This window comes from Streptomyces sp. NPDC001410 (assembly GCF_042895235.1).
GTDB lineage: Bacteria > Actinomycetota > Actinomycetes > Streptomycetales > Streptomycetaceae > Streptomyces.
Window position 1 is genome coordinate 26,200 of the sequence record NZ_JBIAWE010000027.1, and the last position, 25,190, is coordinate 51,389.

17 protein-coding genes are annotated in these 25,190 nt (G+C 71.2%); 1 reads left to right on the forward strand and 16 read right to left on the reverse strand.

Annotated features, from left to right (window positions below; translation table 11 throughout):
* Positions 1-2: 2 nt before the first annotated feature.
* From ACFY3C_RS41510 to ACFY3C_RS41575, 14 genes are all read right to left on the reverse strand, one after another.
* Positions 3-650: a PIG-L deacetylase family protein gene (locus ACFY3C_RS41510; RefSeq protein WP_390774552.1), complete on the reverse strand. Its 648-nt coding sequence runs from the start codon at positions 648-650 to the stop codon at positions 3-5.
* Positions 647-1,441: a glucose-1-phosphate cytidylyltransferase gene (locus ACFY3C_RS41515; protein WP_390774553.1), complete on the reverse strand. Its 795-nt coding sequence runs from the start codon at positions 1,439-1,441 to the stop codon at positions 647-649. The genes ACFY3C_RS41510 and ACFY3C_RS41515 overlap by 4 nt, the downstream gene beginning before the upstream one ends.
* Positions 1,442-1,454: 13 nt before the next feature.
* Positions 1,455-2,690 (reverse strand): class I SAM-dependent methyltransferase, encoded by a 1,236-nt coding sequence (locus ACFY3C_RS41520; RefSeq protein WP_390774554.1) that lies wholly within the window; start codon positions 2,688-2,690, stop codon positions 1,455-1,457.
* The gene (locus ACFY3C_RS41525) at positions 2,687-3,895 is read right to left on the reverse strand and encodes a glycosyltransferase (RefSeq protein ID WP_390774555.1); all 1,209 of its coding nucleotides are present in this window, start codon (positions 3,893-3,895) and stop codon (positions 2,687-2,689) included. Before ACFY3C_RS41525 ends, ACFY3C_RS41520 begins: the two co-directional genes overlap by 4 nt.
* 2 nt (positions 3,896-3,897) lie before the next feature.
* Positions 3,898-5,130: an O-antigen ligase family protein gene (locus tag ACFY3C_RS41530; RefSeq protein WP_390774556.1), complete on the reverse strand. Its 1,233-nt coding sequence runs from the start codon at positions 5,128-5,130 to the stop codon at positions 3,898-3,900.
* Position 5,131: 1 nt separating this feature from the next.
* On the reverse strand, positions 5,132-6,676 hold the full coding sequence (locus ACFY3C_RS41535) for a right-handed parallel beta-helix repeat-containing protein (RefSeq protein ID WP_390774557.1): 1,545 nt from the start codon (positions 6,674-6,676) through the stop codon (positions 5,132-5,134).
* 13 nt (positions 6,677-6,689) lie between these two features.
* Positions 6,690-8,636, reverse strand: coding sequence for an alginate lyase family protein (locus ACFY3C_RS41540; RefSeq protein WP_390774558.1), 1,947 nt, complete (start codon positions 8,634-8,636; stop codon positions 6,690-6,692).
* Positions 8,633-10,828, reverse strand: coding sequence for a bi-domain-containing oxidoreductase (locus ACFY3C_RS41545; protein WP_386575253.1), 2,196 nt, complete (start codon positions 10,826-10,828; stop codon positions 8,633-8,635). Before ACFY3C_RS41545 ends, ACFY3C_RS41540 begins: the two co-directional genes overlap by 4 nt.
* A gap of 19 nt (positions 10,829-10,847) precedes the next feature.
* A complete protein-coding gene (gene asnB, locus ACFY3C_RS41550; RefSeq protein WP_390774559.1) occupies positions 10,848-12,782 on the reverse strand; it encodes an asparagine synthase (glutamine-hydrolyzing) in 1,935 nt (644 codons plus the stop codon).
* 3 nt (positions 12,783-12,785) lie between these two features.
* Positions 12,786-14,306, reverse strand: a complete 1,521-nt coding sequence (locus ACFY3C_RS41555) for a Wzz/FepE/Etk N-terminal domain-containing protein (protein ID WP_390774560.1) — start codon at positions 14,304-14,306, stop codon at positions 12,786-12,788.
* Entirely contained in the window at positions 14,303-15,673 is a 1,371-nt protein-coding gene (locus ACFY3C_RS41560; protein ID WP_390774561.1) for a Wzz/FepE/Etk N-terminal domain-containing protein, read from the reverse strand. Before ACFY3C_RS41560 ends, ACFY3C_RS41555 begins: the two co-directional genes overlap by 4 nt.
* Positions 15,670-16,950 (reverse strand): glycosyltransferase family 4 protein, encoded by a 1,281-nt coding sequence (locus tag ACFY3C_RS41565; protein ID WP_390774562.1) that lies wholly within the window; start codon positions 16,948-16,950, stop codon positions 15,670-15,672. Before ACFY3C_RS41565 ends, ACFY3C_RS41560 begins: the two co-directional genes overlap by 4 nt.
* Positions 16,940-18,256: a nucleotide sugar dehydrogenase gene (locus ACFY3C_RS41570; RefSeq protein WP_390774563.1), complete on the reverse strand. Its 1,317-nt coding sequence runs from the start codon at positions 18,254-18,256 to the stop codon at positions 16,940-16,942. Before ACFY3C_RS41570 ends, ACFY3C_RS41565 begins: the two co-directional genes overlap by 11 nt.
* 73 nt (positions 18,257-18,329) lie before the next feature.
* Positions 18,330-19,808, reverse strand: coding sequence for a sugar transferase (locus tag ACFY3C_RS41575; RefSeq protein ID WP_386575260.1), 1,479 nt, complete (start codon positions 19,806-19,808; stop codon positions 18,330-18,332).
* A gap of 736 nt (positions 19,809-20,544) precedes the next feature.
* Between ACFY3C_RS41575 and ACFY3C_RS41580 the strand changes: the two genes are divergently transcribed.
* The gene (locus tag ACFY3C_RS41580) at positions 20,545-21,729 is read left to right on the forward strand and encodes a type III polyketide synthase (protein WP_390774564.1); all 1,185 of its coding nucleotides are present in this window, start codon (positions 20,545-20,547) and stop codon (positions 21,727-21,729) included.
* A 15-nt stretch (positions 21,730-21,744) separates the two neighbouring features.
* On the opposite strand, the gene ACFY3C_RS41585 is transcribed toward ACFY3C_RS41580, so the two are convergent.
* Positions 21,745-23,913, reverse strand: a complete 2,169-nt coding sequence (locus tag ACFY3C_RS41585) for a SpoIIE family protein phosphatase (protein WP_390774565.1) — start codon at positions 23,911-23,913, stop codon at positions 21,745-21,747.
* Between the two features lie 181 nt (positions 23,914-24,094).
* The gene (locus ACFY3C_RS41590) at positions 24,095-25,189 is read right to left on the reverse strand and encodes a histidinol-phosphate transaminase (protein ID WP_390774566.1); all 1,095 of its coding nucleotides are present in this window, start codon (positions 25,187-25,189) and stop codon (positions 24,095-24,097) included.
* Position 25,190 lies beyond the last annotated feature (1 nt).

Sequence of the window (25,190 nt, forward strand, 5' to 3'; positions counted from 1 at the left end):
GTTCAACCCCCCAGATTGAGCGTGAGTTTGGTGACGGCGAACGCCTCGGCGTAGCGCGCGTGGCATTCGATGCCGCGGATCCGGGCAAGGCCCAGGAATGCCTCCCGGTCGTACCAGGGCCGGAGCCGCTGCGAGGGGTAGTGCTCCTGCAGCAGCCGTACCTTCTGTTCGGCGATCTCCGGCGACAGCGGCTGGTACGCCACCGGGCGGTCGAGGTCGCCGTCCCACTTGGCGATCTCGTAGCCGAGGACCAGGTGGTCGCGGAATGCGGTGGGAATCAACTGCGCCAGGCCGCGGTGGTCCTGGTGCGCGTCATCGGTGCGCGGGGCCAGTACGAGTTCCGGCTCGGTCTGGGCGCGCAGCTCCTCGACCGCGGCCTTGGCCTCCTCCCAGTGCGCGGGCAGCCGGCCGTCCGGCACCTTGTGCACAGTGAGCCGCAGGTCGGCGCCCGGGCAGAAGGCGGCGAGCGCGGCCTGCTCCTCCTGCTCCCGTTCGCTGCCGCCGCCGGAGAGCACCAGCGCGTCGACGCGGATGCCCGGTCGCGCGAGGCACAGCGTCAGCAGCGTGCCGCCGGCGCCGATGGCGATGTCGTCGCAGTGCGCGCCCACCGCGACGATCCGGTCCGGGCGCCCGGCCCCGAGCCGGATCACGCCCTCGCTCCGACGATGTCCCGTTCCCACACGGCCCACGGGCGGTCGCCCCGGGCGTAGGCGTCGTCGAGCGCGGCCCGCTCCTTCACGGTGTCGGTCGGCTTCCAGAAGCCGCGGTGCTGGTGCGCCACCAGGCGGCCGCGCTTGGCCAGTTGGGCGCATCCGTCGGCGACCAGGTCCCCGTTCTCCGGTATGTGGTCGAAGACCTCCTGGCGAAGCACGAAGTAGCCGCCGTTCTCCCACAGCGGCAGTTCGCTCACCGCGGTGATGCCCCCCACCAGGCCGTCCTCGCCCAGCTCCACGCAGTGGAACGAGGACTGCGGCGGCACCACCATCATCGACGCACCGGCGTCGCGCCGGGCGAACCGGTCGATCATCTCCGGCAGCGGGGCGTCGGTGAGCACGTCGGCGTAGTTGGCGAGGAACATCTCGTCGCCGTCCAGGTGGTGCCGCACCCGGCGCAACCGCTCCCCGATCGGCGACTCGATGCCGGTCTGCGCGAAGGTGATCGTCCAGTCGGCGATGTCGGTGGACAGCAGCTCGGTCCGCCCGCCCCGCAGCACGAAGTCGTTGGACGTCGTCTCCTCGTAGTTGAGGAAGAAGTCCTTGATGTGGTGAGCCCCGTAGCCGAGGCACAGGATGAACTCCGTGTGCCCGAAGTGCGCGTAGTAGCGCATGACGTGCCAGATCAGCGGTCGCGGCCCGACCATCGCCATCGGCTTGGGCACGTCGTCTGCGGCACCGCTCCGCATGCGCATCCCGTAACCGCCGCAGAACAGAACGACCTTCATGCTGTGACCTCTTTCAAGACGCGACCTCGACAATGCTCAGTTCCGGGATGGGAAAGACCAGCCGGCCGCCCCAGTCGTGCACGAAGGACAGCTGCTCGACCAGCTCGGCCCGCAGGTTCCACGGGAGGACGAGGACGTAGTCCGGCTTGTCGGCGGCTATCTGCTCGGGCGGCAGGATCGGGATGCGGGTGCCCGGGGTGAACCGGCCGTGTTTGTACGGGTTGCGGTCGACCGTGTACGCGAGCAGATCGGGCCGGATACCGCAGTGGTTGAGCAGGGTGTTGCCCTTGCCCGGGGCGCCGTAGCCGACGACCGTCTCGCCGCGCTCGGCCGCCTCGATGAGGAACCGCAGCAGATCTCGGCGCACCTTGGCCACCCGGGCGGAGAACTCGGTGTACCCGGACAGCTCCTGCAGCCCCGCGGCCTTCTCCCGGGCCAGCACGTCGGCCACCCGGCGGGTCGGCTCGCCGGCCACCTCGGCCGGCCGTGCCCACAGCCGGATGGAGCCGCCGTGCGTCGGCAGCAACTCGACGTCCACGAGTGCGAGTCCGCCGCTCGCCAGCGCCCGGGTCGCGGACGCGACCGTGTAGTACTGGAAGTGCTCGTGGTAGATCGTGTCGTACTGGTTCTCCTCGATCAGGGTCAGCAGGTGCTGCACCTCGATGGAGACCCAGCCGTCGTCGGCGACCAGGGCGCGCAGCCCCCGGGTGAACCCGACCACGTCGGGGATGTGCGCGTACACGTTGTTGGCCACGACCAGGTCCGCCGGGCCGTGCTCGGCGCGGACGTCGGCGCCGGTGGCCGGGTCCAGGAACTCCGTGAGCGTGGGCACGCCCGCGTCCCGCGCCGCCGCGCCGACGTTCACCGAGGGCTCGATGCCGAGGCAGCGGATCCCGCGGTCCACCACGTGCCTGAGCAGGTACCCGTCGTTGCTCGCGACCTCTACCACGAAGGCTTCGGGGCCGAGAGCAAGGCGCTGTACGGCGTCGGCGACGAACGTGCGCGCGTGCTCCACCCAGGACGTCGAGAACGAGGAGAAGTACGCGTACTCCTTGAACGTCTCCTCGGGCGTGATCAGCGGCGGGATCTGCGCGAGCCAGCAGTCGGTGCAGACCCGCAGATGCAGCGGGTACGCGGGCTCCGGTTGATCCAATTCGTCCGAGGCGAGAAAGCTCTCGCACGGTGGCGTCGCCCCGAGATCGACGACGCTCGCCAGCGTCGCCGAGCCGCAGAGTCGGCATCGTGTCATCTGCTGCCCCCCATTGATTCCGTCCGACCCGCGATCGCGGTGCGGTACTCCTCCACCAGGCGCTCAAGGCCGACGGCCGGGCTGAACCCCTGCTCGTATCGGCGCCGGGCCGCCTGTCCCATCTCCCGGTTGCGGTACGACTCGGCCGTGATCCGGCGCAGGCAGGACGCGAGCGAGGCGGGTTCGCCCGGCTGGTGCAGCAGCCCGGTCACCCCGTCCTCGACGAGTTCGACGAAGGCGCCGTGACCGGCGGCGACGGTCGGGACCCCGGCCGCCATCGCCTCCACGACCACGAGGCCGAATGCCTCCAGCCAGGTCGAGGGAGCCACCACGGCGACCGACCGCGCGACGGCCTTCCGGCACTCCGCCGCGTCGTACAGCCCGACGTACCGCACGTCGTCCCGGCCCGCCGCCCAGGCGGTCACCTCTCGCTCCAGTGGCCCCGCGCCGGCGATCACGAGCGGCACGCCCACCCCGTCGCTCGCTGCGATCTCGTCCCACGCGGCCATGAGCAGCCGCACGCCCTTGGCCTCCGCGAGCCGGCCGAGATAGAGCAGATGCTCGCCGGCACCGACTCGGCAAGTGCCCGGGTCGGGCACGAAGTTGTGCTTCACCGCCAGCCGCTCGGCCGGCATGCCGGCCCGCACCAGGACGGTGCGCTGCGCCGCGGAGATGCAGAAGAACCGCTCCACGCCGGACCACCACCGGCGCCGGTTGACCGACAGGCTGACGGCGAGCGGCACCGTCGCAAGGCGGGAGCTGCGGTAGCAGCCGTGCCGGACGGCGGGCAGCGGCGTGGACCCGACGCACTCGGTGCACGGCCGGCCGTCCCGCTGCAGCGTGCCGGGCGGGCAGACCTGGGTGTAGTTGTGCAGCGTGGCGACGGCGGGCACGCCGGCGTCGGCGCAGGCGGCAAGCACCGCCGGCGACAGGAGCGGGAAGACGTTGTGGACGTGCACCACGTCCGGCCGCTCGGTGCGAAGCCGGGCGGCCAGCTCCGCACGGACCGCCGGGTTCCACGGCACCAGCAGCGGCACCGCGACCTTGCCCGGCAGGGACCGGGCGGCGATGTCGTCGCTGCGCCGCTCGAACACGTCGACCCGGTGGCCGGCCCCGCGCAGCAGCGCCACCTCCTGGTCGACGACCTTGTTCTCCCCGCTAGGCTGCGCCGAGGCGTAGCGGTTGTGGACCACGAGGATGTGCATGCTCAGATCACCTCCGATCTGCGGGCCCATCTCGGGATGCGTCGTTGAGGGACTTCGGGCGCCGGGAGGGGAGTGGCCGCGGCAGGAGTCGCCAGCAGCGAGGCGGCCACGGCCAGATGCAGCAGATACGGCGAGGCGTCGCCAAGACCGGCCTCGGTGTACGACGCGATCGCGCAGTAGCTGATCAGGAAGATCGCGCAGGCCCGCTGCAGCGACGGTGGCCGCAGCAACGCGACGCCGCCCAGCACGATGATGATCGCCGCGACGAGGGTGACGCCGATCAGGCCCTGCTCGTTGTAGACGGCCAGCCAGCTGTTGTCGATCGGCAGCCCACCGAACGACTTGTCGCCCAGCCCCACGCCGAACAACTTCTCCGAGACCGACCGGGGCGCAGCCAGCAGGGCGTCCCAGACCTTGGCCCGACCGGTGAGGCTGGAGAAGTTCTCCTTGCTCTGTCCGCGCAGGAACCACGACTGCAGCGCGGAGGCGAACCCCACCGCGGCCACCGCGGCGCACAGCACCGTCCAGGTGAAGAACCGGCGGGCTGCGGCGCTGGTCAGGATGAGCGAGCCGATCGCCAACGCCAACCCGATGAACAGGCCGAGCGTGGCCGTCCGGGTATGGGTCAGCGCGAGCAGCACGAATGACGGCGCGATGACCACCGCGGCGCCGGCCCGGTCGGTCCGGCGGCCCAGTACGAGCAGCACGGTGAGCCCGATGATCACCGCTGCGTACTGCCCGATCTGCGGCGGGGTGAGCGGCCACAGCGCGCCGACAAGGCGTCCGCCGTAGAGGTCGGGCAGGGCCGCGCCCGGTGAGACGACCAGGCCTGCGGCCACCGATCCGAGCACCGCGAAGTACATCCGGATGTGGTGCCGGACGAACGTCAGGCCGCCGTCCCACCAGCGGCTGAGCAGCCACAGTGTGCCGACGAAGAGAGCCAGCCGGGCGCAGCGGAACAGCGCGCCGAACCCGGACTCCAGGTTTGCGCTGGAGATCACGCTCGCCACCAGCAGCAGGGTCAGCAGGAACACGTAGGCGCTGGCTCGGACGCGCAGCCGGCGATTGACCACGAGCGCCAGCGCGAACGCGGCGACCAGCGCGCCCATGGTGACCATCTGGATGAGGGAACGGGGCAGCGGGACGATGGTCTTCGCCCCGGCGGAGCCGAGCGTGTTGAGGACCAGCAGCCCCCAGACTGTCCCGACGATCTTCGGCGTGTGGTCCGCGCCCACCTCAACCACCGTCCCGTGCGCGGAAGGTGCTGCCCGCGTCCTGCCGGTACGGCGTGCTCTGCCACTGTCCGGAGTCGAGTATCCGGCTCGGGTCGTAGGCGACGAACTCCCATGGTCCGACGTAGACGTTGTCGTGCCAGCGGTTGTGCTGCTTCTGCGTGATCGCGTCGGCCACCCGCTCGCCCTGGTACGGCGACCAGTCCGGATAGGTGCCGTAGTTGGCCAGCACCGCCATGCGGTCGCACTTCTCCGTGCACTTGACGACGGACTCGTCCAGCACGAAGCGGTTGCCGTGGATGTCCACCCGCTGGGTCTTCCACCGGCAGTCGGCGTAGAGCGGTGCCCTGGCGATCGCCGGCTGTGCGCAGCGGTGGGTGTTCTTCACCAGCAAGGTGCAGTCACCGGACGAGGTGTTGGCCGGGCTGTTGCAGAACCGGTCGGCGTTCTCCCACAGGGTGATCCCGGACCAGTTGTTCTCCAGCACGTTCCGGTAGATCTCGATCTTGTCCGTGCGGGCCCGGATCCGTGGTTCGCCGCCGGACTCGGACAGGTAGACGGTCGCGTACGGGAAGTTGTCGCCGCGGTCGGCTTCCTTGCGGCCCTCGACCCAGTTGTTCCGCCGGATCGTGTTCTTCCGGATGACCGCGTTGTAGCTGGTCTCGTAGATCAGCGCGGCACCGTCGTTGGCCTCCAGCACGTTGTTCTCGATGAGGAAGTCGTTGTTGTTGGTGTCCGCCCACAACCCCGTTCCGCGGTTGTCGTGCACCCAGTTGCCGCGTACGTCGGCGCCGTTGACGGCCCAGAACTTGACGCCTCCGGTGCAGCCGCAGCCTTTCCGCCGGCGCTCCCAGTCGCCGGTGTTGTTGCCCACGATCTCGTTGCCCTCGACCACCAGGTCGCTGATACGGCCGGTGGCCTTGTACGCGTTCATGCCGTACTGGCCGTTGTCGCGCAGGCAGCTGGCGCGGACCTGCTGGCGGGCACCGGCCATCAGCCCGGCGCCGGAGTTGTTCTGGATCGTCGCGTGCTCGATCACCCACCCGTCGGCCGAGTCGTGGTTGACCACGCCCTCGTTCTGTGGCGCGACGAAACCCTGCACGGTCAGATAGCGGATGGTGACGTTGCGGGCGGTGCCGCTGAACGCGTACTGGTTGGTCTTCCGGCCGTCGAGCACCGCGCCCGGCGCGCCGAGGTAGCTGTCCCCCTCCTTGGGGGTGACCTGGGCGTAGCGGTCCGGCTCGAGCCTGTGCTTGCCCGGTCGAAGCCAGAACGTGGTGTTCGGGGGGCTGCTCCTGGTCTTCGCAGCCAGGTCACCGGCCACCGCTGGGTCGACCGTCACCGCGCCCGCCGGCGCCTTCGCCGGCCCGGCCGCGGGTTTGGCGCACACTCGGGCCACGGGCGTGGACGGCACCCCGGCCACGGACGTGGCCGGCGCACCGCTCGGCTTCGGCCGTGCGCCCGGCGTGCTCTCACAGCCGGTCGCCGCCGGCAGGGCCAGCGCCAGCGCTGCCGCCGGCAACGCCCAGCGCCGCCACTTGATCCCCACGCGTCCTTCCCCCCTAACCGCGGAACCTGAGCACGGTGGTGAACCCCTCCGCGCCGTCGGCGAAGCCGGTGCCGACCAGCGTGGTGGCGGGTTCCTTGCGCCCGAAGCCGGCGGAGTACCAGCCCAGCGGCGGGTCACTCTCGCCGCGATGCGCCTGCCAGGACAGTTGCCCCGGCAGGTCGAGTACCGCGGAGCGGTCCTCGCCGTCCCGGGTCCAGGTGAGCACTGCCCGGTTGCCCGCCAGGTCCGCGGCGATCGCCGGGCCGAGGTGGAACGCCAGACGCACGGCCCGGCGCGGGCTGTGTCGGCCGCGGACCTCGTCAACCACCCTCAGCTCCTGGCTCGCGGCCGTCAGTTCCACCCGGCGGCGGTGCACGGAGCGCTGGTAGCCGTCGTGCTCGGCGCACCAGTGGGCCACGTCCGCGACCTGGACGCGGGTCTGAGCATGCCGGGTCCACAGGAACGGGCCGCCGGAGACGGACTGGTCGGCGCCGTCCAGTTGCAGGGTGTTGTGGCCGAGGGTCGACCGGAAGTACTGCCGCCACTCGGGCTGCCCGTGGTAGCAGTACGTCCCCGGGTCGGCGAGCACGTCGACCCCGTCGTGCCGGACCTCCACGGACAGCGCGTCCGCGTGGGCGTGCGCGGCGATGGACAGGAATCCGTGCGGGCCGCCGTCGCAGCGGCACCAGATCTCGGCCGTCCCCGCCGGAGCCCGCAGGATGGTCATGCCCGCGTCGGCGAAATGGGCCGGCCGGCTCGCCGGGCGCTTCACGGCCGGTTCACCGGGCTTGATGAGTGCGGCTAGCAGTGGCGTGCGTACGTCGGTGCCGGTCACCGTCGGCCACCAGGCGAGCCGGCCGAACACGGCGTCCCCGGTGGCCAGCAGCGATGCCCAGCGGTCGGTGCCCGCGCCGTCCACGATCAGACCGTGTCCGTCGTCCGCGTCCCCCTGGCGCGGCGGCCGCAGCCGGCTGTCCACGACGGCCGCGAGCGCGTCGGTCATCCGCAGCAGCACCAGCCGGATCGACGCGGGGACCGGCACGCCGGCGGCGTCCGCCTCGGCCACCGCGGCCAGGCCGAGTTCCAGCACCAGTCCGTGATACTCGGTGGCCAGCTCGCGGTTGAGGCCGGAGGCAAAGGTGTTGCTGCGCAGCTGCCGCTCCAGCGACCGCAGCGCGCCGGCTCGCCAGCGCGCCGAGGAGGGGAACCACCCGAACGCGCAGGCCGCGGCGAACTGCCCGGCGGCCTCTGCGATGACGTGGTTGTTCGCCGAAGACCCCCGGCTGGGGAAGGCGGCCAGCCAGCGCTGGTGGTGCCAGATCTGGTTCAGCGCCACCGGGTTGCCCTCGAACAGCCCGGCCGCGCCCGGCCAGCCGTCGAGCAGCCGACGGATCCAGACCCAGGACAGCAGCCGGATCCCCAGCTCGATGCCGCTGGTCCAGTGCACTCCACGCAGCGGCGCGTTGCCCGCCCACCACGACCGCAGGTGCTCGGCCACTCGCTCGGCGTACCGCTGGTCCCCGGTGATCGCGTAGGCGGCGGCGAGCACGGTGAGGTACTGATGCCGGGACAGCTCCCAGATCTGCTTGATGTCCCCGACCGCGTCCTCGTTCCGGTACGGCACGTCGAAGGCGTAGCCCCACGGAGCCCGGCGCCCGGTCTTCGGGTCGTACCACCAGTCCGGGTCGGCCAGGTCGTCGCGGTCCACCCCGAAATACTCGGCGTGCCCGGCCATCAGCCGGTCCGCCTCGGCGATGAGACGTTTCGCGGCGTCCGGTGGCACCGCGGCGATCGTCCCCGCGGGCAGTGCCGCGGTGAACCGGGCGCCGGTCACGCTCGGGCAGCCCGGCCGCGCCGACCGCCACCGCCGCCTGCGCACCGCGTCGCCCACCCGGCCGCCGACCTCCCGCGGTCCCATCCGGGACAGCCTCCGCAGGTACCAGCCCGCGCTCATGGTCATCGAGCGCTCGCCAACGTCACCGGCGCGCCGCCGGCCAGGCCGGCCTGCACGGCGAGGGTGGCCGACGTGGTGGCGACCAGCGACTGAAGCGGCACCGGCATCGGCCCGCCGGTCCGCACGGCCTTGACGAACGCGGCCAGTTCGGCGGACTGGCCCTTGTCCCGGGCCTTGGGGAGTCGCGAACTGACCCACCGCTTACGGCTGTACACCGAGGCACGGACGAAGTCGTCAAGCCGCAGCACCTTGCCGTCCGCGACCAGGTCCAGCGTCTCCTTGGGGAAGCCGGGCGCGCCGGTGGTGACGTAGCTGATGGTGGCGGTGGACCCGTCCGGGTAGCGCAGCACGACCTGCAGGTCGTCGTTGCCGGACGTGGCGACCGCGTACACCGAGACCGGGTCGGCGTCGAGCAGCCAGCTCGCCGTGTCGATGAAGTGCCCGCCCTCGCCGGCGAACCGCGAGCCCTCGGTGCCTTGCTGGAGGTACCAGCTGCCGTGCTGCAGCCGGCCCGCGTTGACCAGGTAGCGCAGGCTCGCCGGACCGGTCCGGGCGCCGAACCGCTTCCTGGCCTCCTGCAGCAGCGGTGCGAACCGGCGGTTGAAGCCCACCTGCAGTCGGTCGTTGCCGGACTCCTCCACCGCCGCGAGTACGCCGGCCAGCTCGTCCTCGGTGAGGGCCAGGGGCTTCTCCACGAACACCGTCTTGCCGGCCAGCAGCGCCCTGCGGGTCAGTTCGGCGTGCGAGCTGTGGCGGGTGACCACGAACACCGCGTCGATGGACTTGTCGCCGAGCACGGCGTCGAGATCGGTGGTCGCCTCGGCGAAGCCGAACTTCCGCTGCGCGTTGGCCGCGGACAGAGCGGTCGTGGTGACGACGGTCGACAACTCGACGCCGTCGCGCTGTGCCAGGTGCGGCAGCAGCATCGACGTCGCGTAGTTTCCCGCGCCGACGAACGCCAGCTTCACCGGCGTCCTGGTGGCGCGGGCCGGACTCGGCTTCATGCTTTTGGCGGACACAGCCACCGCGGGCACGGCCACCACCGGGGCCGCCGCTTCCCCCGTGTCCGCCGCCTGTTCCGGGTACCGGAACAGCACGGCCACGGCCTTCAACTCGCCGTCCTTCAGGCGCTGGTACGTGTCGACCGCGTCATCGAAGTCGGCGATGTGGGAGACCAGGGGCTCCACGTCGACGCGGCCGCGGGCGACGAGATCGAGGAAGCACGCCAGGTTGCGGCGCTCGGTCCAGCGCACGTAGCCGATCGGGTAGTCGCGCCCCTCCAGCTCGTACTCCGGGTCGTAACGCCCGGGGCCGTAACTGCGCGAGAACCGGACGTCGAGTTCCTTCTCGTAGTACGCGTTCCACGGCAGGTCCAGGCGGCACTTGCCGATGTCGACGACCCGGCCGCGGTCCCGGCAGAGCCGGGCAGCCAGCTCGACGGGTTGGTTGCTGCCGCCGCCGGCGGCCAGGTACACCTGGTCCACGCCGTGACCGTCGGTCAGCTCGGCGACGGCAGCCTCCACGGCGGCCGACGCGGGATCGCCGCAGGCCGCGGCACCCAGGCGCTCGGCGAGCCGGCAGCGCACGCCGTCGGGGTCGACCCCGACGACGCGGACGCCCGAGGCGGCAAGGAGCTGCACCACCAGCTGCCCGATCAGCCCGAGCCCGATGACCAGCGCCACGTCGCCGAGCTGCGGCTCGCCGCGGCGCACGCCCTGCAACGCGATCGATCCGACGGTGCCGAAGGCCGCGTGCCGAGGTGCGAGGCCGTCCGGCACCGGGACGTAGAGGTTCTTCGGCACCCAGTTCAGCTCGGCGTGCAACGCGTGCTCGTTGCCGGCGCAGGCCACGAGGTCGCCGACCTTCACGTCGTCGATCCCCGTGCCTACCTGCTCGACGACCCCGCACAGCGAGTAGCCCAGCGGCGTGTAGGAGTCCAGCTTGCCCATCACCTTGCGGTAGGTGGCGGGCACCCCGTTGGTGGCCACGCTCTGCATGACCTTGGCCACCTGGTCAGGGCGGGAACGGGCCTTGCCCAGCATCGACATGCCGGCCTCGGACACCTTCATCAGCTCGGTCCCGGTGGATATCAGCGAGAAGGCGCTGCGGACCAGCACACCGCCCGGCTTGCACCCCGGTACCGGAACGTCGAGTACCGCCAGCTCGCCGCTCTTGTAGTTCTGTACAACCTGTTTCACCCGAACTCCTCTGAATTTCCTAAGCCGTCAACCGAGTGCTCTGGCCGGACCCGGAGGTCGCGTCGCGGTACCAGTACTCGAGGGTCAGCACATGCCACAGATGCTTGGAGAAGTCCCGCTGCCCGGCGGCGTCCTCGGCGACGAGCCGCGCCAGCGCGTCGCGGCGCAGGAACCCGGAGCGGACGAGCACGCCGTCGTTCACCACCTCGCGCACCAGCGGTGCCAGATCCCGGCTCATCCAGGCGCGCAGCGGGGCGCTGAACAGGCCCTTGGGCCGGTACACGATCTCCCGGGGCAGGATCGAGCCGGCTGCCTCCTTGAGGACGACCTTGCCCTGTCGTCCGACGATCTTGCGTTCGCCGCGCACGGCGAACGCCGCCTTGACCACCTCGACGTCCACGTACGGCACCCGCACCTCGGTCGACGCGGCCATGCTCGACCGGTCCGTGTAGGTGAGGTTCAGGCCCGGCAGGAACATCCGGGCATCGCCCAGGCACATGCGGTTCACGAAGTCGTCGAGGTCGTTGTCCTGGTAGATGTCCGCATGTTCGGTCAGCACGTCCTCGACCGCCGGGGCCAGGTCCGGATCGAGAAGGGCGAGCAGCTCGTCCTGGTCGTACATGGTGTAGCTGCGCCGGAACGCGGTCTCCTCCGGCAGATCGGCGAAGGAGAGGAACCGCTTCGCGAAGCGCACCGACCGGTATCCCCGGCGGGACGTGGCGACCGGCAGCCGGTCCACAGCCCTGGCCACCCCTCGCCGCAGGGGCCGCGGGACGCGCTGGTAGCGCAGCGCAAGCAGGTTGGCCAGGTGCTTGCGGTAACCGGCGAACAGTTCGTCGGCACCCATCCCCGAGAGCATCACCTTGACTCCGGCCTCCCGGGCGGCCGAGCAGATCAGGAACGTGTTGATCGCGGCGGGGTCACCGATCGGCTCGTCCAGGTGGTACGTCATCTCCGGCAGCAGGTCGAGCACGTTCGGGGCGATCTCGATCTCCCGCAGGTCGACGCCGAACCGCTCGGCCACCTGCCGGGCATAGCGCAGGTCGTCCGGCATCGCCTCGAACCTGGCGTCCTCGGCGCGGAACCCGATCGTGTAGGCGGAGATCCCGGGTCGGTCGCGGGCCGCCAGCGCGGTCAGATAGCTGGAGTCGAGGCCGCCGGAGAGGAAGGTCGCCACGGGTACGTCGGAGAGCAGGTGCCGCCGGGTCGACTCCTCGACGATGGCGGCCAAGTCCGGCTGCTCGCCGGCCCGGGCCCGCTCCCGGCCCTCGGCGGCGACGTCCTTCAGGTTCCAGAACCGGCCGCGCTCCACCCGGCCGTCGGGCCGGCACCTCAGCCAGCTCCCCGGCGGCAGCTTCTCCGCTTCGCGGAACGCGCACCGTGAGTCCGGCACCCAGTAGTACAGCAGCGAGGCCACCAGCGCCGCCTGGTCCACCTCCAGCCTGCCGCCGGTCGAGGCGGCCAGCGCCTTCAGCTCGGAGGCGAACACCAGGCCCTCGCCGCGCCGGAGCAGGAACAGCGGCTTGATGCCCAACTGGTCGCGGGCGAGTACCAGTTCACCGGTTCGCTCGTCGAAGATCCCTAACGCGAACATGCCGCGCAGCCGGGGCAGGCAGTCCGTGCCCCAGCGCCGCCAGGCCTCGAGCAGCACCTCGGTGTCGGAGGTACCGCGGAAGCGCACCCCGGCGGCCGCCAGCTCGGCACGCAGTTCCGGTGCGTTGTACAGCTCGCCGTTGTACGTCAGGACGAGGCCGTCCGAGACCATCGGCTGGGCGCCGGTCTCGGACAGGTCGATGATGGCCAGCCGGCGGTGCCCGAGGTGCACTTCGCCGTCACCGACGGGGTGGCTGTACCGGCCCGCCCCGTCCGGACCGCGGTGGGCGAGGGTATCGGTGAGCCGGTCGGTCACGACCTTCCCGTCCGGCCATCGGTAAGTGCCTGCGATGCCACACATGTCCTACCGCGCCTCCTGGTCGCTGTCCGGGACCCGTCCCGCCCACATCGGCTGCTGCTCCGTCCGCCGCCTGCCCGTCCCCTTCTGCCGGGCCGGCCGCTCGCTCCGGCCGCGCAGCGCGGTGTGCAGTCCGTCCCACAGCGTGCCGTCGGTCCGGTCACGCGGATCGGGGTCGATCAGCACCACACCGATCACCGGAATGCGCTGGTCCGCGAGTTGCCGCGCGACGGTGTGCAGCCATGCGGTGCTGCCGTGCCCGGCACGCACGACGAGCACGGTCTGGGTGCCGAGGTACTGGAGGTCGGTCCACGCCGTGCCGGGCGCCACCGAGCCGACGCCGATCCGGCGCTCCTGAGGCGACAGGGCCGCGGCACGCTCGCCGCTGACCACGGCCGGGTCTCCTGGCTTCTGGCGGCGGTTTGCGAGCCGCGGGCGGGGCAGGCCGTCGACGATGACCACTGGCCCCTCCGCCGCCAGTGCCCGGGCGAGGTTCAGGGCGATCACGCTCGTGCTGCGCGCACAGCCCAGTTCCAGCAGCGACAGCGGTTCCGCGGAGCCGCGCACGGTGCGGGCCAGGGTCCCGGTGAGTCGTTCGCGTGTCTTCCGGGTCCGTCGGCGCTGCCACAGCCTGCCCGACCGGCGGGGCAGCTCCGCGATGACCGAGGCGCCCAGGTTCGCCGCGATGTCCCGGCGCAGCACGGGGCGGTCCGCCACCACCACCCCGACCGCGGCCAGCGCGAGACCGAGGAAGAGCCCGAGGACGAACCCGATCACGGCGTTGGTGACGACGGCCTTGGGCAGGGAGTGGTGCACCGCGCGCGGGGCGTCCACGATCTGCGTGCCGACGATGAGCTGCGGCGTGCCGACGCGCGCCTCCTCGGCGCGCTGACCGAAATCGGCGATCCGCGAAGTGAGATCGGCCCGGCGGGCGAAGAGCGACTCGGTGCTCGCCGCCGCTTTCGGGTCGCTGTCCGGCGATCGGCCGCCGATCGCCTTGTTGACCTCGGCGAGTTCGTCCTGCATGCGGTCGCGCTGGTCGAGCAGGGCCTTGGCCTCGGCGTCCGCGGTGTCCCGTATCCGCTGCACATGGTCCGCGACGAACGCATCGGCCAGTGCCTTGGCCCGGGCCACCGCCTGCGCGTCGGTGTCACCTGTCACATCGATCTGCAGCAGGTTGTTGGTCAATCCGGTACCCCGGTACTCCCGCATGAAGTCTTCCGGTTTTTCCGGGGACTTGAGGGACTTCAGGGCCCGGTCGGCGATCTGCGTGGTGCCCAGCAGCTGGACGTCGGTGCGGATCAGCGTTCCGGTGTCGTTCGGCTGGTCCTCCTGATGCGCGACCAGCACCTTGGTCACCGCGCTCGGCGACGGCGGCAGCAGGACCGCCACCGCCGCGCCGATCAGCAGTCCGAGCAGCGCCATGAAGCACCAGAGGCGGCGGCGCCTGCGCACCGACACCACCAGCGCCTGCAGGTCGAGGAGCGGAGCGGCGGCCGACGACTCCGACGTCTTGCTCGTCGTCACACCGAACCTCCCGTCGCGTGGCCGCGCACCGCGAGCGCCAAAGTGGCATCGTCCGCAGGACGGCCGGCGGTCCGCGTCGGACGGGCCCGGACCGGGCCGGCGACGACGATGCCGACGACCTCATGCCCGGCGTCCGCACAGGCCTCGGCGATGCCGGCCAGCTCCTCCGCGGTCCAGCTGCCCGCGCTGAGGACGACCAGGGCACCGGACTCGGTGTCGCGGTCCGGCACCAACGGCCGGTCCACCGAGACCTCCACCACCCGCAGCACCGGATCGGTCCTGGCCTCGGCGACGAGCTGGCCGGCGGCCCGGCGGGCGATCTCGTCGCCGTCCGGTACGACGACCAGCAACCGCCGGGGAGCCGGCAGTTGGTCCCGGAGGCGAGCGCACACCCGCCGGTAGCGGATCCGTCTGTCGGCCTCGTCGCCGGACCTCTGCGGGGTCGGCATGTCCCACCGGGTGTCGACGCCGAGAAGCCGGCGGATCCGAGCCCGTGGGCCGCGGCTTTCCGGCCGGTGCGCGCGCCGTTCACCAGGCACGTCGACGGTGCCGAGGAGTGCCGAGCCCAGCGCCGCGGCGATCTCCTGTTCGGTGCGCAACCGGCGACTCACCCGTGCGGCGGCGAGATGGCCGATGACCGCGAGCAGGAAGAACACCAGCGCCCCGGCGACGATGAGCTGCACTCTTGTCGGCGCTGCCGCGCCGGTCGGCCGAGGCGCCGGCCCCATGACGACCATGCCGGCCTTGTTGGTCGACGGGTCGGCCTCCTCCAGCTTCTTCATGGCGTCCTGCAGCGAGGTGCGCAGCTTCTCCAGCTCGGTGCGGGCCTGCACACTCTCCACGGTCTGCCCCGGATCGGCCGCATTGGCCAGGTCGGTGATGCGGCGGTCGGTCTCCGCCACCCTCTTCCGCAGCGCCTCGGTCCCCGTGGCCGCTCCGGGGTCGGTACTGCCGCCTGCGATCCGCGTGGCGAAGGTGACGAACTGCTGGGCCACTTGGTCGGAGAGCCGCTGCGCGCGCTCCGGGGTGTCGGCCGTACCCGAGATCTTGATGATGTTCCCGTCGGTGGCCTTGGCGCTCACTTGATCCCGCAGTTCGGCGCCGCTGACGTTCTTCCAGCCGAGCGTGGCGGCCGCGCGCTCGACCACCGCCGAACTGGTCGCGATGTCCACCTGGGTCAGCAGTTCGCGCTCCTCCCACTGCCCCGGCAGCAGTACGGATGCCGACGCCGTGTACCGCGGCGGAAACAGCAGCACCGAGGTGCCGTAGCCGACGAGCGCGCCCACCACCGCGAGGACGGCGAGAAGCCGGAACCGCCGACGGAGAATCCGTCCGACCGTGACCAGGCGGATCGTGTCATCACTCAATGGCGCAGCCTCTTCCCCGTACGGACCGGCCCACCTGCCGACACCGGAGCATGGTCACGGCAGGCAGCGGCGTAGGCGGCGAGCAGCGACGCCTGCGAGTTCCGCCAGGACAGCGGCCCGCTGATCCGCTCCTGGCCGATCTTGCCCATCCGGGCCCGCTTCTCCGGATCGTCAAGGAGCATCGCGATGAGCTTGCCGAATTCGGCCTCGTCGTTGGCGGACGCGTAGACGGCGGCGTCACCGGCGGAGACGCGCGCCTCCCGAAGGTCGAACGAGACGATCGGCCGGCCCATCGCCATGTACTCCAGGACCTTGTTCATGGTCGACACGTCGTTGAGCGGATTGCGCGGGTCCGGGGAGAGGCACACGTCCGCGGTGGACAGGTAGCGCACCAGGTCGGCATCCGGAATGCGCCCGGTGAACTGCACCTGCTCCGAGAGCCCGAGCCGCCGGGACAGCTCCACCATCGCGTCGAAGGCGTCGCCGGAGCCGACGAACACCGCATGCCAGTCGGTCCGCCCGAGCTCGTCGCGCAGCTTCGCGAGGGCCCGCAAGGCGTAGTCGACGCCGTCCTGAGGGCCCATCACGCCGAGGTAGCACAGCAGATGAGGCTTGCCGCGCTTCAACTCCGGCTCGGGCGGCACCGGTTGGAACCGGTCGGTCTGCGGCGCGCTGCGCACCACGAAGACGTCCCCCGGCCGCCGACCGCCACGGCGCAGCGCGACGTCCCGGTAGCTCTCGTTCGTGGCGAGCACGACGTCCGCGGCCCGGTAGGTCCGCCGCTCCAGCGCGCACACGGCGCGGTAGAGCAGATCCTCGCCGCGGTCGAACCGGGAGAGGTACAGCTCGGGTACCAGGTCGTGCTGATCGAAGACGAACCGCGCGCCGCGCCGCTTCAGCCACACTGCCGGCAGGAACAGCAGGTCGGGTGGGTTGCAGGCGTGGACCACGTCGACCGGGCCGACCTTGCGGGCCAGCCGGGCCGTATGCCACAGTGCCGATCCGTACTCCCGCAGGTAGCCGGCCGGCCCTCCGGTGGCCGCGCGCAACGGGTAGCGGTGAATCCGCACCCCGTCGATCACCGCCTTCGGCTCCGTGTCCCGCTTCTCCCCCCGGGGACAGATGACGTGCACCTCCCAGCCCGCGTCGCGCAGCGTCGTGCACTCCTGCCACACCCGCCGGTCGAACGGCACCGACAGGTTCTCCACCAGGATCAGCGCGCGCCGGCCGTGCCGGTCGCCGCCGGCTGTGTCACCGAACGATGTGTCACCAAGCAAGGCCCATGTACCCCGGTTCGGCCCGGCGCGCCTCGGCGTCGGGGAGGTGGACGAGGTCGACGATCACGGGGCCGTCGCCATGGGGCAACGCCGACAGCACGGTCGGCTCCTTGGTCCCGACCAGGCACACCTCGGCGTGCTCGAGCACCTCGCCGACGGAGTCCGCGAGCAGCTGCGCGAGGTGCGGCAGCCGGGTCTCGATGTACTCGCGGTTCGCGCCGATCAGCCGGGAGAGGTTCACGTTGGCGTCGTAGATCCGCAGGTCGTAACCCTTGCCGAAGAGCCTCTCCGCCAGCTCGACGAGCGGGCTCTCGCGGAGGTCGTCGGTGCCGGGTTTGAAGGACAGCCCGAACAGGCCCACCCGGCGTTTGCCGGTGCGCTCGACCAGCTCCACCGCACGTTGCAGATGTGCGGAGTTGGAGGTCAGGACATGGGCGAGGATGGGCACCGAGACGTCGGCCCGCTGCGCCGCGTGGACCAGGCTGCGCAGGTCCTTGGGCAGGCAGGAGCCGCCGAAGGCGAAGCCGGGCCGCAGGTAGGCGGGGCTGATGTTCAGCTTGCGGTCGGCCAGGAACACGTCCATCACCTGGTGCGAGTCCACCCCGAGCGCCTGGCACACCGCGCCCAGCTCGTTCGCGAAGCCGATCTTGAGGCCGTGGAACGCGTTGTCCGCGTACTTGATCGCCTCGGCGGTCGGGACCGGGACCCGGAACACCTCGCCGGGCAAGCCGTCGTACAGTGCCAGCACCGCGTCGCCGCTTGCCGGGTCGAGTTCGCCGATGACGGTCTTGGGCGGGTCGAAGAAGTCCCGCACGCTCGTGCCCTCGCGCAGGAACTCCGGGTTGACCGCGACCCCGAAGTCCACCCCGGCCGTACCGCCGACGAACTTCTCCAGGATCGGTACCAGTAAGTTCAGGCAGGTGCCCGGGAGCATGGTGCTGCGGAACACGACGGTCTGCCGCCCACCCCGCTCGGCCAGCGCGGCGCCGATCTGCTCGGTGACCCGCTCCAAGTACGTGGTGCACAGGCTGCCGTTGGGTTCCGACGGCGTGCCCACGCAGACCAGCGACACCTCGCTGCCCGTGATCGCCTCGCGCACGTCGCCGGTGGCGCGCAGCGCTCCGGTTCGCACGACCTCGGCGATCAGCTCGCCGATCCGCTCCTCGACCACCGGGGCCAAGCCGCTGTTGACCAGGTCGACCTTCGCCTGGTTCACGTCCACCCCGATGACCTCGTGCCCCATGCCGGCCAGACACGCGGCCGACACGCAGCCCACGTAGCCGAGCCCGAAGACGCTTACTCTCATGACCCGTTCCTCCCCCCAGGCAGGCCCTTGCGGCCTGCGGTCCGTGCGCCGGCCGGACGCCGACCCCCGCGCATCAGTAGGCCCCCTGTCCTTGGAGCACCGCACGCAGCGTCTTCCACAAGATCACTGTGTCGAGGGCGAGCGACCAGTCCTCCACGTACCGCAGGTCGAGGCGGACGGCCTCCTCCCACGGCAGATCGCTGCGTCCGCTGATCTGCCACAGGCCGGTGAGTCCGGGCTTGACCAGCAGCCGCCGCCGGATGTCCGGGTCGTACGCGGCGCACTCCTCCGGCAACGGAGGCCGCGGACCGACGAGCGACATCGAGCCGGTGAGCACGTTGAAAAGCTGCGGCAGTTCGTCGATCGAGTACCGGCGCAGCACCGATCCCACCCGGGTCACCCGCGGATCCCGGCGGAGCTTGAACAGCAGCCCTGCGCCCTCGTTGCGCTCGGCCAGCTCGGCACGTGCCCCGTCAGCCCCGGCGACCATGGTGCGGAACTTGACCATGGTGAACTCGCGGCCGTCCTTGCCCACCCTGCGCTGGCGGTATAACACCCCGCCCCGACTGTCCGTCAGCACGAGCAGTCCGACGAGCACCATCAGCGGCGCGAACAGCATCAGCAGGATCGCCGCGCCCACCCGGTCGACGACCCCCTTGACCGCCCGGCGGCCACCGGTGAAGGTCGGCATGCTGACCCGCAGCAGCGGGATCCCGAGCACCGCGTCGACGTGCAGCCGCGGGCCGGCCACCTCCATCAGCACGGGTGCCACGACCATCTCGGCGTCGCTGCCTTCGAGGTTCCAGGCCAGCCGCTGCAGCCGGTCCGGTGACCAGTGCGGGTCCGGGGTGACCGCGACGACACGGTAGCCGTCGTGGCGGACGTGCTTGGCGACGTCCGTCAGTCGGCCGACGACCGGCACTTCGTCCAGTTGGTCACCGTCGAGCCCGCGACCGTCCGTCGTGCACACCGCTTCCACCCGCCAGCCGATGTGCGGGAACTTGCGGGTACGGGTGATCAGGTCGCGCACGGTGTCCGTGCTCCCGGCAGCGAGCACCGGTCTCAGGCACCGGCCTTCTTTCCGCTGTCTGTGCAGCCAGAGGCGCAGCACATACCGCTCGATCATGGTGATGAGCGCGATCGCGGGAATCGCGACGAAGATCCAGAGTTTGATGTTGCGCGAGGTGAGGGCGATTCCGCCGAGCGCCAGTACGACGGTCGCCGTGAACAATGAGCGTCCGAGCCGGCGGAATTCCTCGGCGCCCTGGCCGAGCACGGCCGGAGCCCACGCCCGGCTCACCGCAAGCGCCCCCAGCACCAGCAGTTCGGTGCCGAATGCGAGAATTCCCCATTTCTCGTGCCAGTTGGCCGCGTCCCGGGCCCCGAAGAAGTCGCCGATCGCCGCCACCACGAAGGCGGTGGCCACGGTATCGCTGATGATCACGGTACGGCGATAACGCTGCTCCCAATCGATCGCGGGCCGGTTGATTGCCCCGTTCGCCAGACGCCCGCGCGCAGACGGAAACGGGCCGACTAGTCCCCCTTGCCGCACAGAACCCCCCAAGGTCCCCAGTGGTTCGACGTGCTCGCCTCACACTGTTTCGCCCCCCGGGAGGCCCCCGCCTCCCGTGCTGTCCCTCCCCTCGGGGCCCCCGCCCCCCGCGCCGCGCTGTTCCTCCTCCGCGGGAGGCCCCCGCCCCCCGCGCATGACATCCCGGCTATTTCAGAGCTACTTGAACAACCCACCCCGGCGGCAGCAGACGCGCATGTCCTGCCCGACTCTCGAGGTGCGCGAGAACCCGTCGAAACCTCGGGTGCTCCAAGAATTGATCACCCCCACGTCCGGCGCCGGGGACGCGACTGCTGGCTTTCCATAGCGCCGGACTTATAGATCATTGCTGGTCGCCTCGTGTCCGAACAGCTGAAGCACGGTCAATCTAGACCATCGGGGCCAGTATGAAGAGGGGGTTGTATGTAATTTGTGCTCAACCTGTGAGGCTGGCTGGATCTACCAACGTGTGACCTACTGGCTGGCGGTAAGTCAGGTATGGCCTGCGGGGCCGGTCTGAGGGCTCCCGTCTCGGCGGTGTGTGCCGTGTCACGTCATCCAAAGGCCGCCGAAGTTGTGTGCATCACAGCGGAAATGTCCCTTTAGCATCCATGCTCAAAACGGACACGGGCTCCCGAAGTGGAGCCCGTCGGCAACCTCTTGGGCGCGAAGTACCAAAGTGACCCATCACTCAGCACTCGTGACATTCCCGCTTGTTCCCCCGGAAAGGTGCCCCACCATGGCCGCTTACCTCTGTCCTCCTGCCGTGATACACGGCGAGCACGCCGTGCAGACCAGTCAGATCGTCGCGGAGGTGCGCGACCGGCATCCGCACGCGGCGTGGGCGCCGCGGATCGACGGCATCGCGGCCAGCACGGGCATCGAGACCCGCGGGTGGATGCTGCCGCTGGAGACCGCCGTCGCGCCCGGCAACGGCGGTGGCCTGCGGGATGTCGGCATAGGGCCGGCCCAAGAGGCGCTGGCCCGCGACGGGTTCACCCAGCAGGACGTGGACCGCGTGATCGCCGCACTTGAGGCGATACCCGGGCCGCAGACCGTCCAGGAGCGCACCGCGCCGGCCTGGGAGGCCGTGCAGTCCTACGGGGAGCGTGCGGCGCGCGGAGCCCTGCAGATCGCCGGGCTGGACGCCGCGGACATCGACTGCCTGATCACCAGTAACACCACCACCCCGGCGCTGCCGGGTCTGGACATCGCCCTGGCCAACAAGCTTTCGCTCCGAGGCGACGTGATGCTGCTTCCGGCCACGCAGTGGGCCTGTATCGCGGGGACCCGCTCCCTGGCACTGGCGGCGGACCTCGTGGCCGCGGACCCCGACCGGGTGGTCCTGGTCGTGATCGCGGAGGCGCTGAGCACGACCTACCAGCCCGCGGACGACACCCTCGAGTCCCTGATCGTCCGGTTGCTGTTCGCGGACACCGCGGTCGCCGCGGTGGTCACGGGCCGCCCGCGGCGCGAGTCGGTGCTGCGGCTGGACGCCGCCTGGCACCACACCCTGCCCGGCACCCAGGACCTGCACCGCCTGGAGACGCGGTCGGACGGCACCCACTTCGTGATGGACCGGCGCGGGCCGCGCGCCGTACAGGAGACGGTCGCCGCGATGTGGGAGTGGCTGCGCGTCCGGTACCAGGACCACCCCGACTCCTGGCACCCCGACGTGCTGCTCGCGCACCCCGGCGGGACCCGGGTGCTGGAGTACATGGAGCAGACGATGCCCGACACGTGGCCGTCGGGGCTGCTGGACTACAGCCGGGACAGCTACACCACCGGCAACCGGGGAGGCGCCGCCGTGTTCGACATCATGCGGCGGGCGTACGACGCCGGGCAGAAGTCAGGCAGTCGCGCCGTCCTGTACGCGGCGGCACCAGGCCTCACCGCCACCGCCCTGGAAGGGGAGTGGCTGTAGCGGCCCGAAGCCGGGTCACCTCGCGACTTCCGCCCAGACCACCTTGCCGGTGTCCGTCCACCGAACCCCCCACCGGGTGGTGAGCCTGTGCACGACGTGCAGGCCACGGCCGCCGTCGTCGAGGAGGCCGCCCCGGCTCAGACGTGGCCTGCCGTTGCCGGTGTCGCCCACCTCGCACAGCAGGCCGTGACCGGTCCTGATCAGCCGTACCGTGATGGGGCCGGTGGCGAAGCGCACAGCGTTCGTGACCAGCTCGCTGACCAGCAGCAGGGCGTTGTCCCGGGTCCCGTCCCTGGTGCGCCACTGCCGCAGCAGGGACGAGACCTGCGCGCGGGCACGGGCAGGGGCGTCGTCGCGGGCGGGCAGCCGCCAGGTCGCGGTGTCTCCCTTGCGGTAGCCGATCATCCGCGCGAGCAGCAGGGTCACGTCGTCGCGCTGGTGCACGGGTGCCACGGCGGAGACGACGTGCCGTGCGGCCTGCTGCAGGGCGTCCCAGGGGTGCACCGTGGACACGGCGTCCGCCAGCCTGTCGATGCCCTCGTCGATCGATATGGCCGGATCCTCCACCAGGCCGTCGGTGTAGAGGGCGAGCAGGGAGCCCGGGGGCGCGCCGAACGTCTGCACGTCGAACGGCTCCCGCAGCGCGAATTCGGTGCCCAGGCCGGGGTGAGGGTGGACCGCCAGTGGACCTGCGTGCCCGTCCGGGGAGACCAGGACCGGGGGGAGGTGGCCGGCGCTGGACAGCGCCACGTGGTGGCTGACCGGGTCGTAGAGGGCGATGCAGCAGGTCGACCCGAGGGCGCTGTAGCCGGCCGCCAGCCCGGACTCCGCGTCGTCCAGCAGCGACACGGTCTCGTCCAGGTGCTCCAGTACCTCGTCGGGCGCGAGCCCCGCGGACAGCAGCGCGCGGGCTTCCGTGCTCAGCTGGCCCATGGTTGCCGCGGCTCCCAGGCCGTGGCCGACGACGTCGCCGACCACCAGCGCGGTACGGCCGTCCGGCAGGGGGAAGCTGTTCACCCAGTCGCCGCCGACGCCCGCGCTGTCGGGTGTGGCGGGCTGGGAGACGCTGGCGATCTCGATGGTGTTGCCGCCGGTTCGGGGCAGCAGCCGACGTTGCAACGCCAGCACCTGCGTGTGCTCGCGCTGGTGCTGACGGGCCAGGTCGACGTGGTGGGCGGTCCTGGCGACCAGTTCTTGCAGGTCGAGCAGCTCGCTGTCGCGGAAGGGGCAGTCCGCCCGCCGCCAGACCTCCGCGACGCCCAGCACGACGGGTGGGGCGCCTTCCAGGACCAGCGGTATGCACGCCACACCCGCAGACCGGTCGCCGGGCACCAGGGCACGCATCACGCGCGGACCGCCGAGTACCCGCTCGACCGCCTCCCGGTCGGGTATGACGATGGCCTGTGGGGCGTCGTCCCGCCGTACGGCCTGCGCCAGCAGGCGACTCGCGTCGCTGGGAAGATCGTCGCCGGGAGTCACGTAGCCATCGGGCCACGCCCGGTCCGGCACCAGGGCCGCCCGCCGTAGGTGGATGCGCCCCTGAGCCTGCCCGATGACTCCCTCGCCCGTCCACACGGCGAAGTCGAGGTCGACGGCCGCCACGTCTCCCCAGGCCAGCAGGGACTGCGCCAGCGACTGCGCGGTCTCGCCGATGTCCAGCGAGGTGCCGATCGCGGTCTCGGCGGCGTACAGGTGCAGCCTCCTGGCCATGGCGATCACGGAGACGGTCAGGCTCTCCTGAGGCACCGCGGCGGGCAGGATGCTCATCGAGACCACCAGCTCAGACCCGTCGCCGCGCCGCAGGCGCTGGATCCGGGCGACATGGGCCTCACCGGTCTCCAGGACCTGCCGCAACCGCCGTGTGACCGTCGGTACGTCCCCGGGGGGCAGGAGATCGGCGAAGGGGCTCCCGGCCGCGGCGTCCAGACCCGCGAATACGGGGGCGTCAAGGTTACAGCGGGTGATTCTCAGATCCCTGTCCAGGTTGACCGCGCCGAGAATCTGATCCTGAGGGCTGGTTGCCGGGCTGTCGGGTACGCGCTGGCGGGTGGTGCGGTCGCCCTGCGTGTCGCCAGAACCGGCGGCCGCTGCCGCTCCACCGCGCGGGATGTAGCGCCCCAGGGCGCTGCTGACCAGCTCGAACGGCGAAGAGGGCGAGGGGGAGGGGGAGGATGTGGAGTCCATGCGGCTCTCTCAGCAATCCCCGGCACAGCGCCGAGGCCGTACTCGGACCCGTGCGACGGGGCCCCGAGTCCCTGACCGCACACCTCATTGAATAACACCGGCGCTCGCTTCGCCCACACCAGCGGAGGGCCACTGGCACTGGGCGCCGGCGTCCAGGCATGTGCCCCAGCCGAGGGTGCGCTCAGTGACCATGTCCTTGCTGTGCGTGTCGTTCATCTGGACCTTGGACTCCGTGTACCACACCTCGACGACCACGTTGCCGCTCCGGCGCATGCTGGGGCGCGCGCAGTTTCGCCAGCGCGGCGAGCACGGTGTCGTTGGACTTTCTGCTGCCGACGGTGAGTCGCAGTCCCTCGCCCGGGTAGTGCCGCGTCTGGACGCCGGCGATGGTGAGTGCCCTGGCGCCCTCGTCCACCGGATCGGGCGCGGCGAGCCAGACGGAATTGGCATGGCCAGGGGGTACGTGCCAGCCCAGGCCGACGAGCTCGTGCCGGAGTCGTTCCCGTTCGGCGACGATGGTGTCCACTCGCAGGCGCAGCTCGCTGTCGGCCCGTAGTGAGGCCTTCGCTGCCGCCGTCGCCACCGCGTTGATCCCGAACGGCAGTTGTTGCCGGCGGATCCGCTCCACCAGGTCGGGAGCGCCGAGTCCGTAGCCGACCCGCAGGGCGGCGAGGCCGTAGGCCTTGGAGAAGGTGCGCAGGACCAGCACGTTGGGGTGCGAGCGCAAGAGCGCGGGCGGGTCCGGCAGGTCGGTGCCACGGGCGAACTCCACGTACGCTTCGTCGAGGAGCACGATGACGTGCCGGGGGACCCGGCGCAGGAACGCCGACAGGGCGTCTGCGGTGACCAGGCTTCCGGTGGGGTTGTGCGGACTGCACACCACCACGACGCGGGTGTGGTGGTCGACCACGGCCAGCAGCGCGCCCAGATCCTGGTGTCCGTCCGGCGACAGGGGTACGGGAACGGGCCGAGCGCCGACCATGGCGGCCAGCAGGGGGTACGCGTCGAAGGTGCGCCAGGCGTAGGCCATCGCATCGCCGCGTCGGACGACCGCCTGAAGCAACTGCAGGGCCACGCCCACCGATCCGCTTCCCACCACGACATGGTCGGGTGGCAACCGGCACCATGCGGCGATCCGCTCGGTGAGGTCGTCGGGGTAGAAGTGGGGGTACCGGTGGGCCTTTGCGACGGCCCGTTCCATCGCCGTACGCACTGCGGGCAGGGGAGGGTAAGGGCTCTCGTTCAGGGCCAGTCGGTGCAGCACGGGAACGCCCATG

Bases quoted from the DNA above. Each gene is read 5' to 3' on its own strand.
- ACFY3C_RS41570 (WP_390774563.1), bottom strand. From the start codon at position 18,256: ATGAGAGTAAGCGTCTTCGGGCTCGGCTACGTGGGCTGCGTGTCGGCC.
- ACFY3C_RS41520 (WP_390774554.1), bottom strand. From the start codon at position 2,690: ATGACACGATGCCGACTCTGCGGCTCGGCGACGCTGGCGAGCGTCGTC.
- asnB (WP_390774559.1), bottom strand. From the start codon at position 12,782: ATGTGTGGCATCGCAGGCACTTACCGATGGCCGGACGGGAAGGTCGTG.
- ACFY3C_RS41515 (WP_390774553.1), bottom strand. From the start codon at position 1,441: ATGAAGGTCGTTCTGTTCTGCGGCGGTTACGGGATGCGCATGCGGAGC.
- ACFY3C_RS41525 (WP_390774555.1), bottom strand. From the start codon at position 3,895: ATGCACATCCTCGTGGTCCACAACCGCTACGCCTCGGCGCAGCCTAGC.
- ACFY3C_RS41590 (WP_390774566.1), bottom strand. From the start codon at position 25,189: ATGGGCGTTCCCGTGCTGCACCGACTGGCCCTGAACGAGAGCCCTTAC.
- ACFY3C_RS41585 (WP_390774565.1), bottom strand. From the start codon at position 23,913: ATGGACTCCACATCCTCCCCCTCCCCCTCGCCCTCTTCGCCGTTCGAG.
- ACFY3C_RS41540 (WP_390774558.1), bottom strand. From the start codon at position 8,636: ATGACCATGAGCGCGGGCTGGTACCTGCGGAGGCTGTCCCGGATGGGA.
- ACFY3C_RS41580 (WP_390774564.1), top strand. From the start codon at position 20,545: ATGGCCGCTTACCTCTGTCCTCCTGCCGTGATACACGGCGAGCACGCC.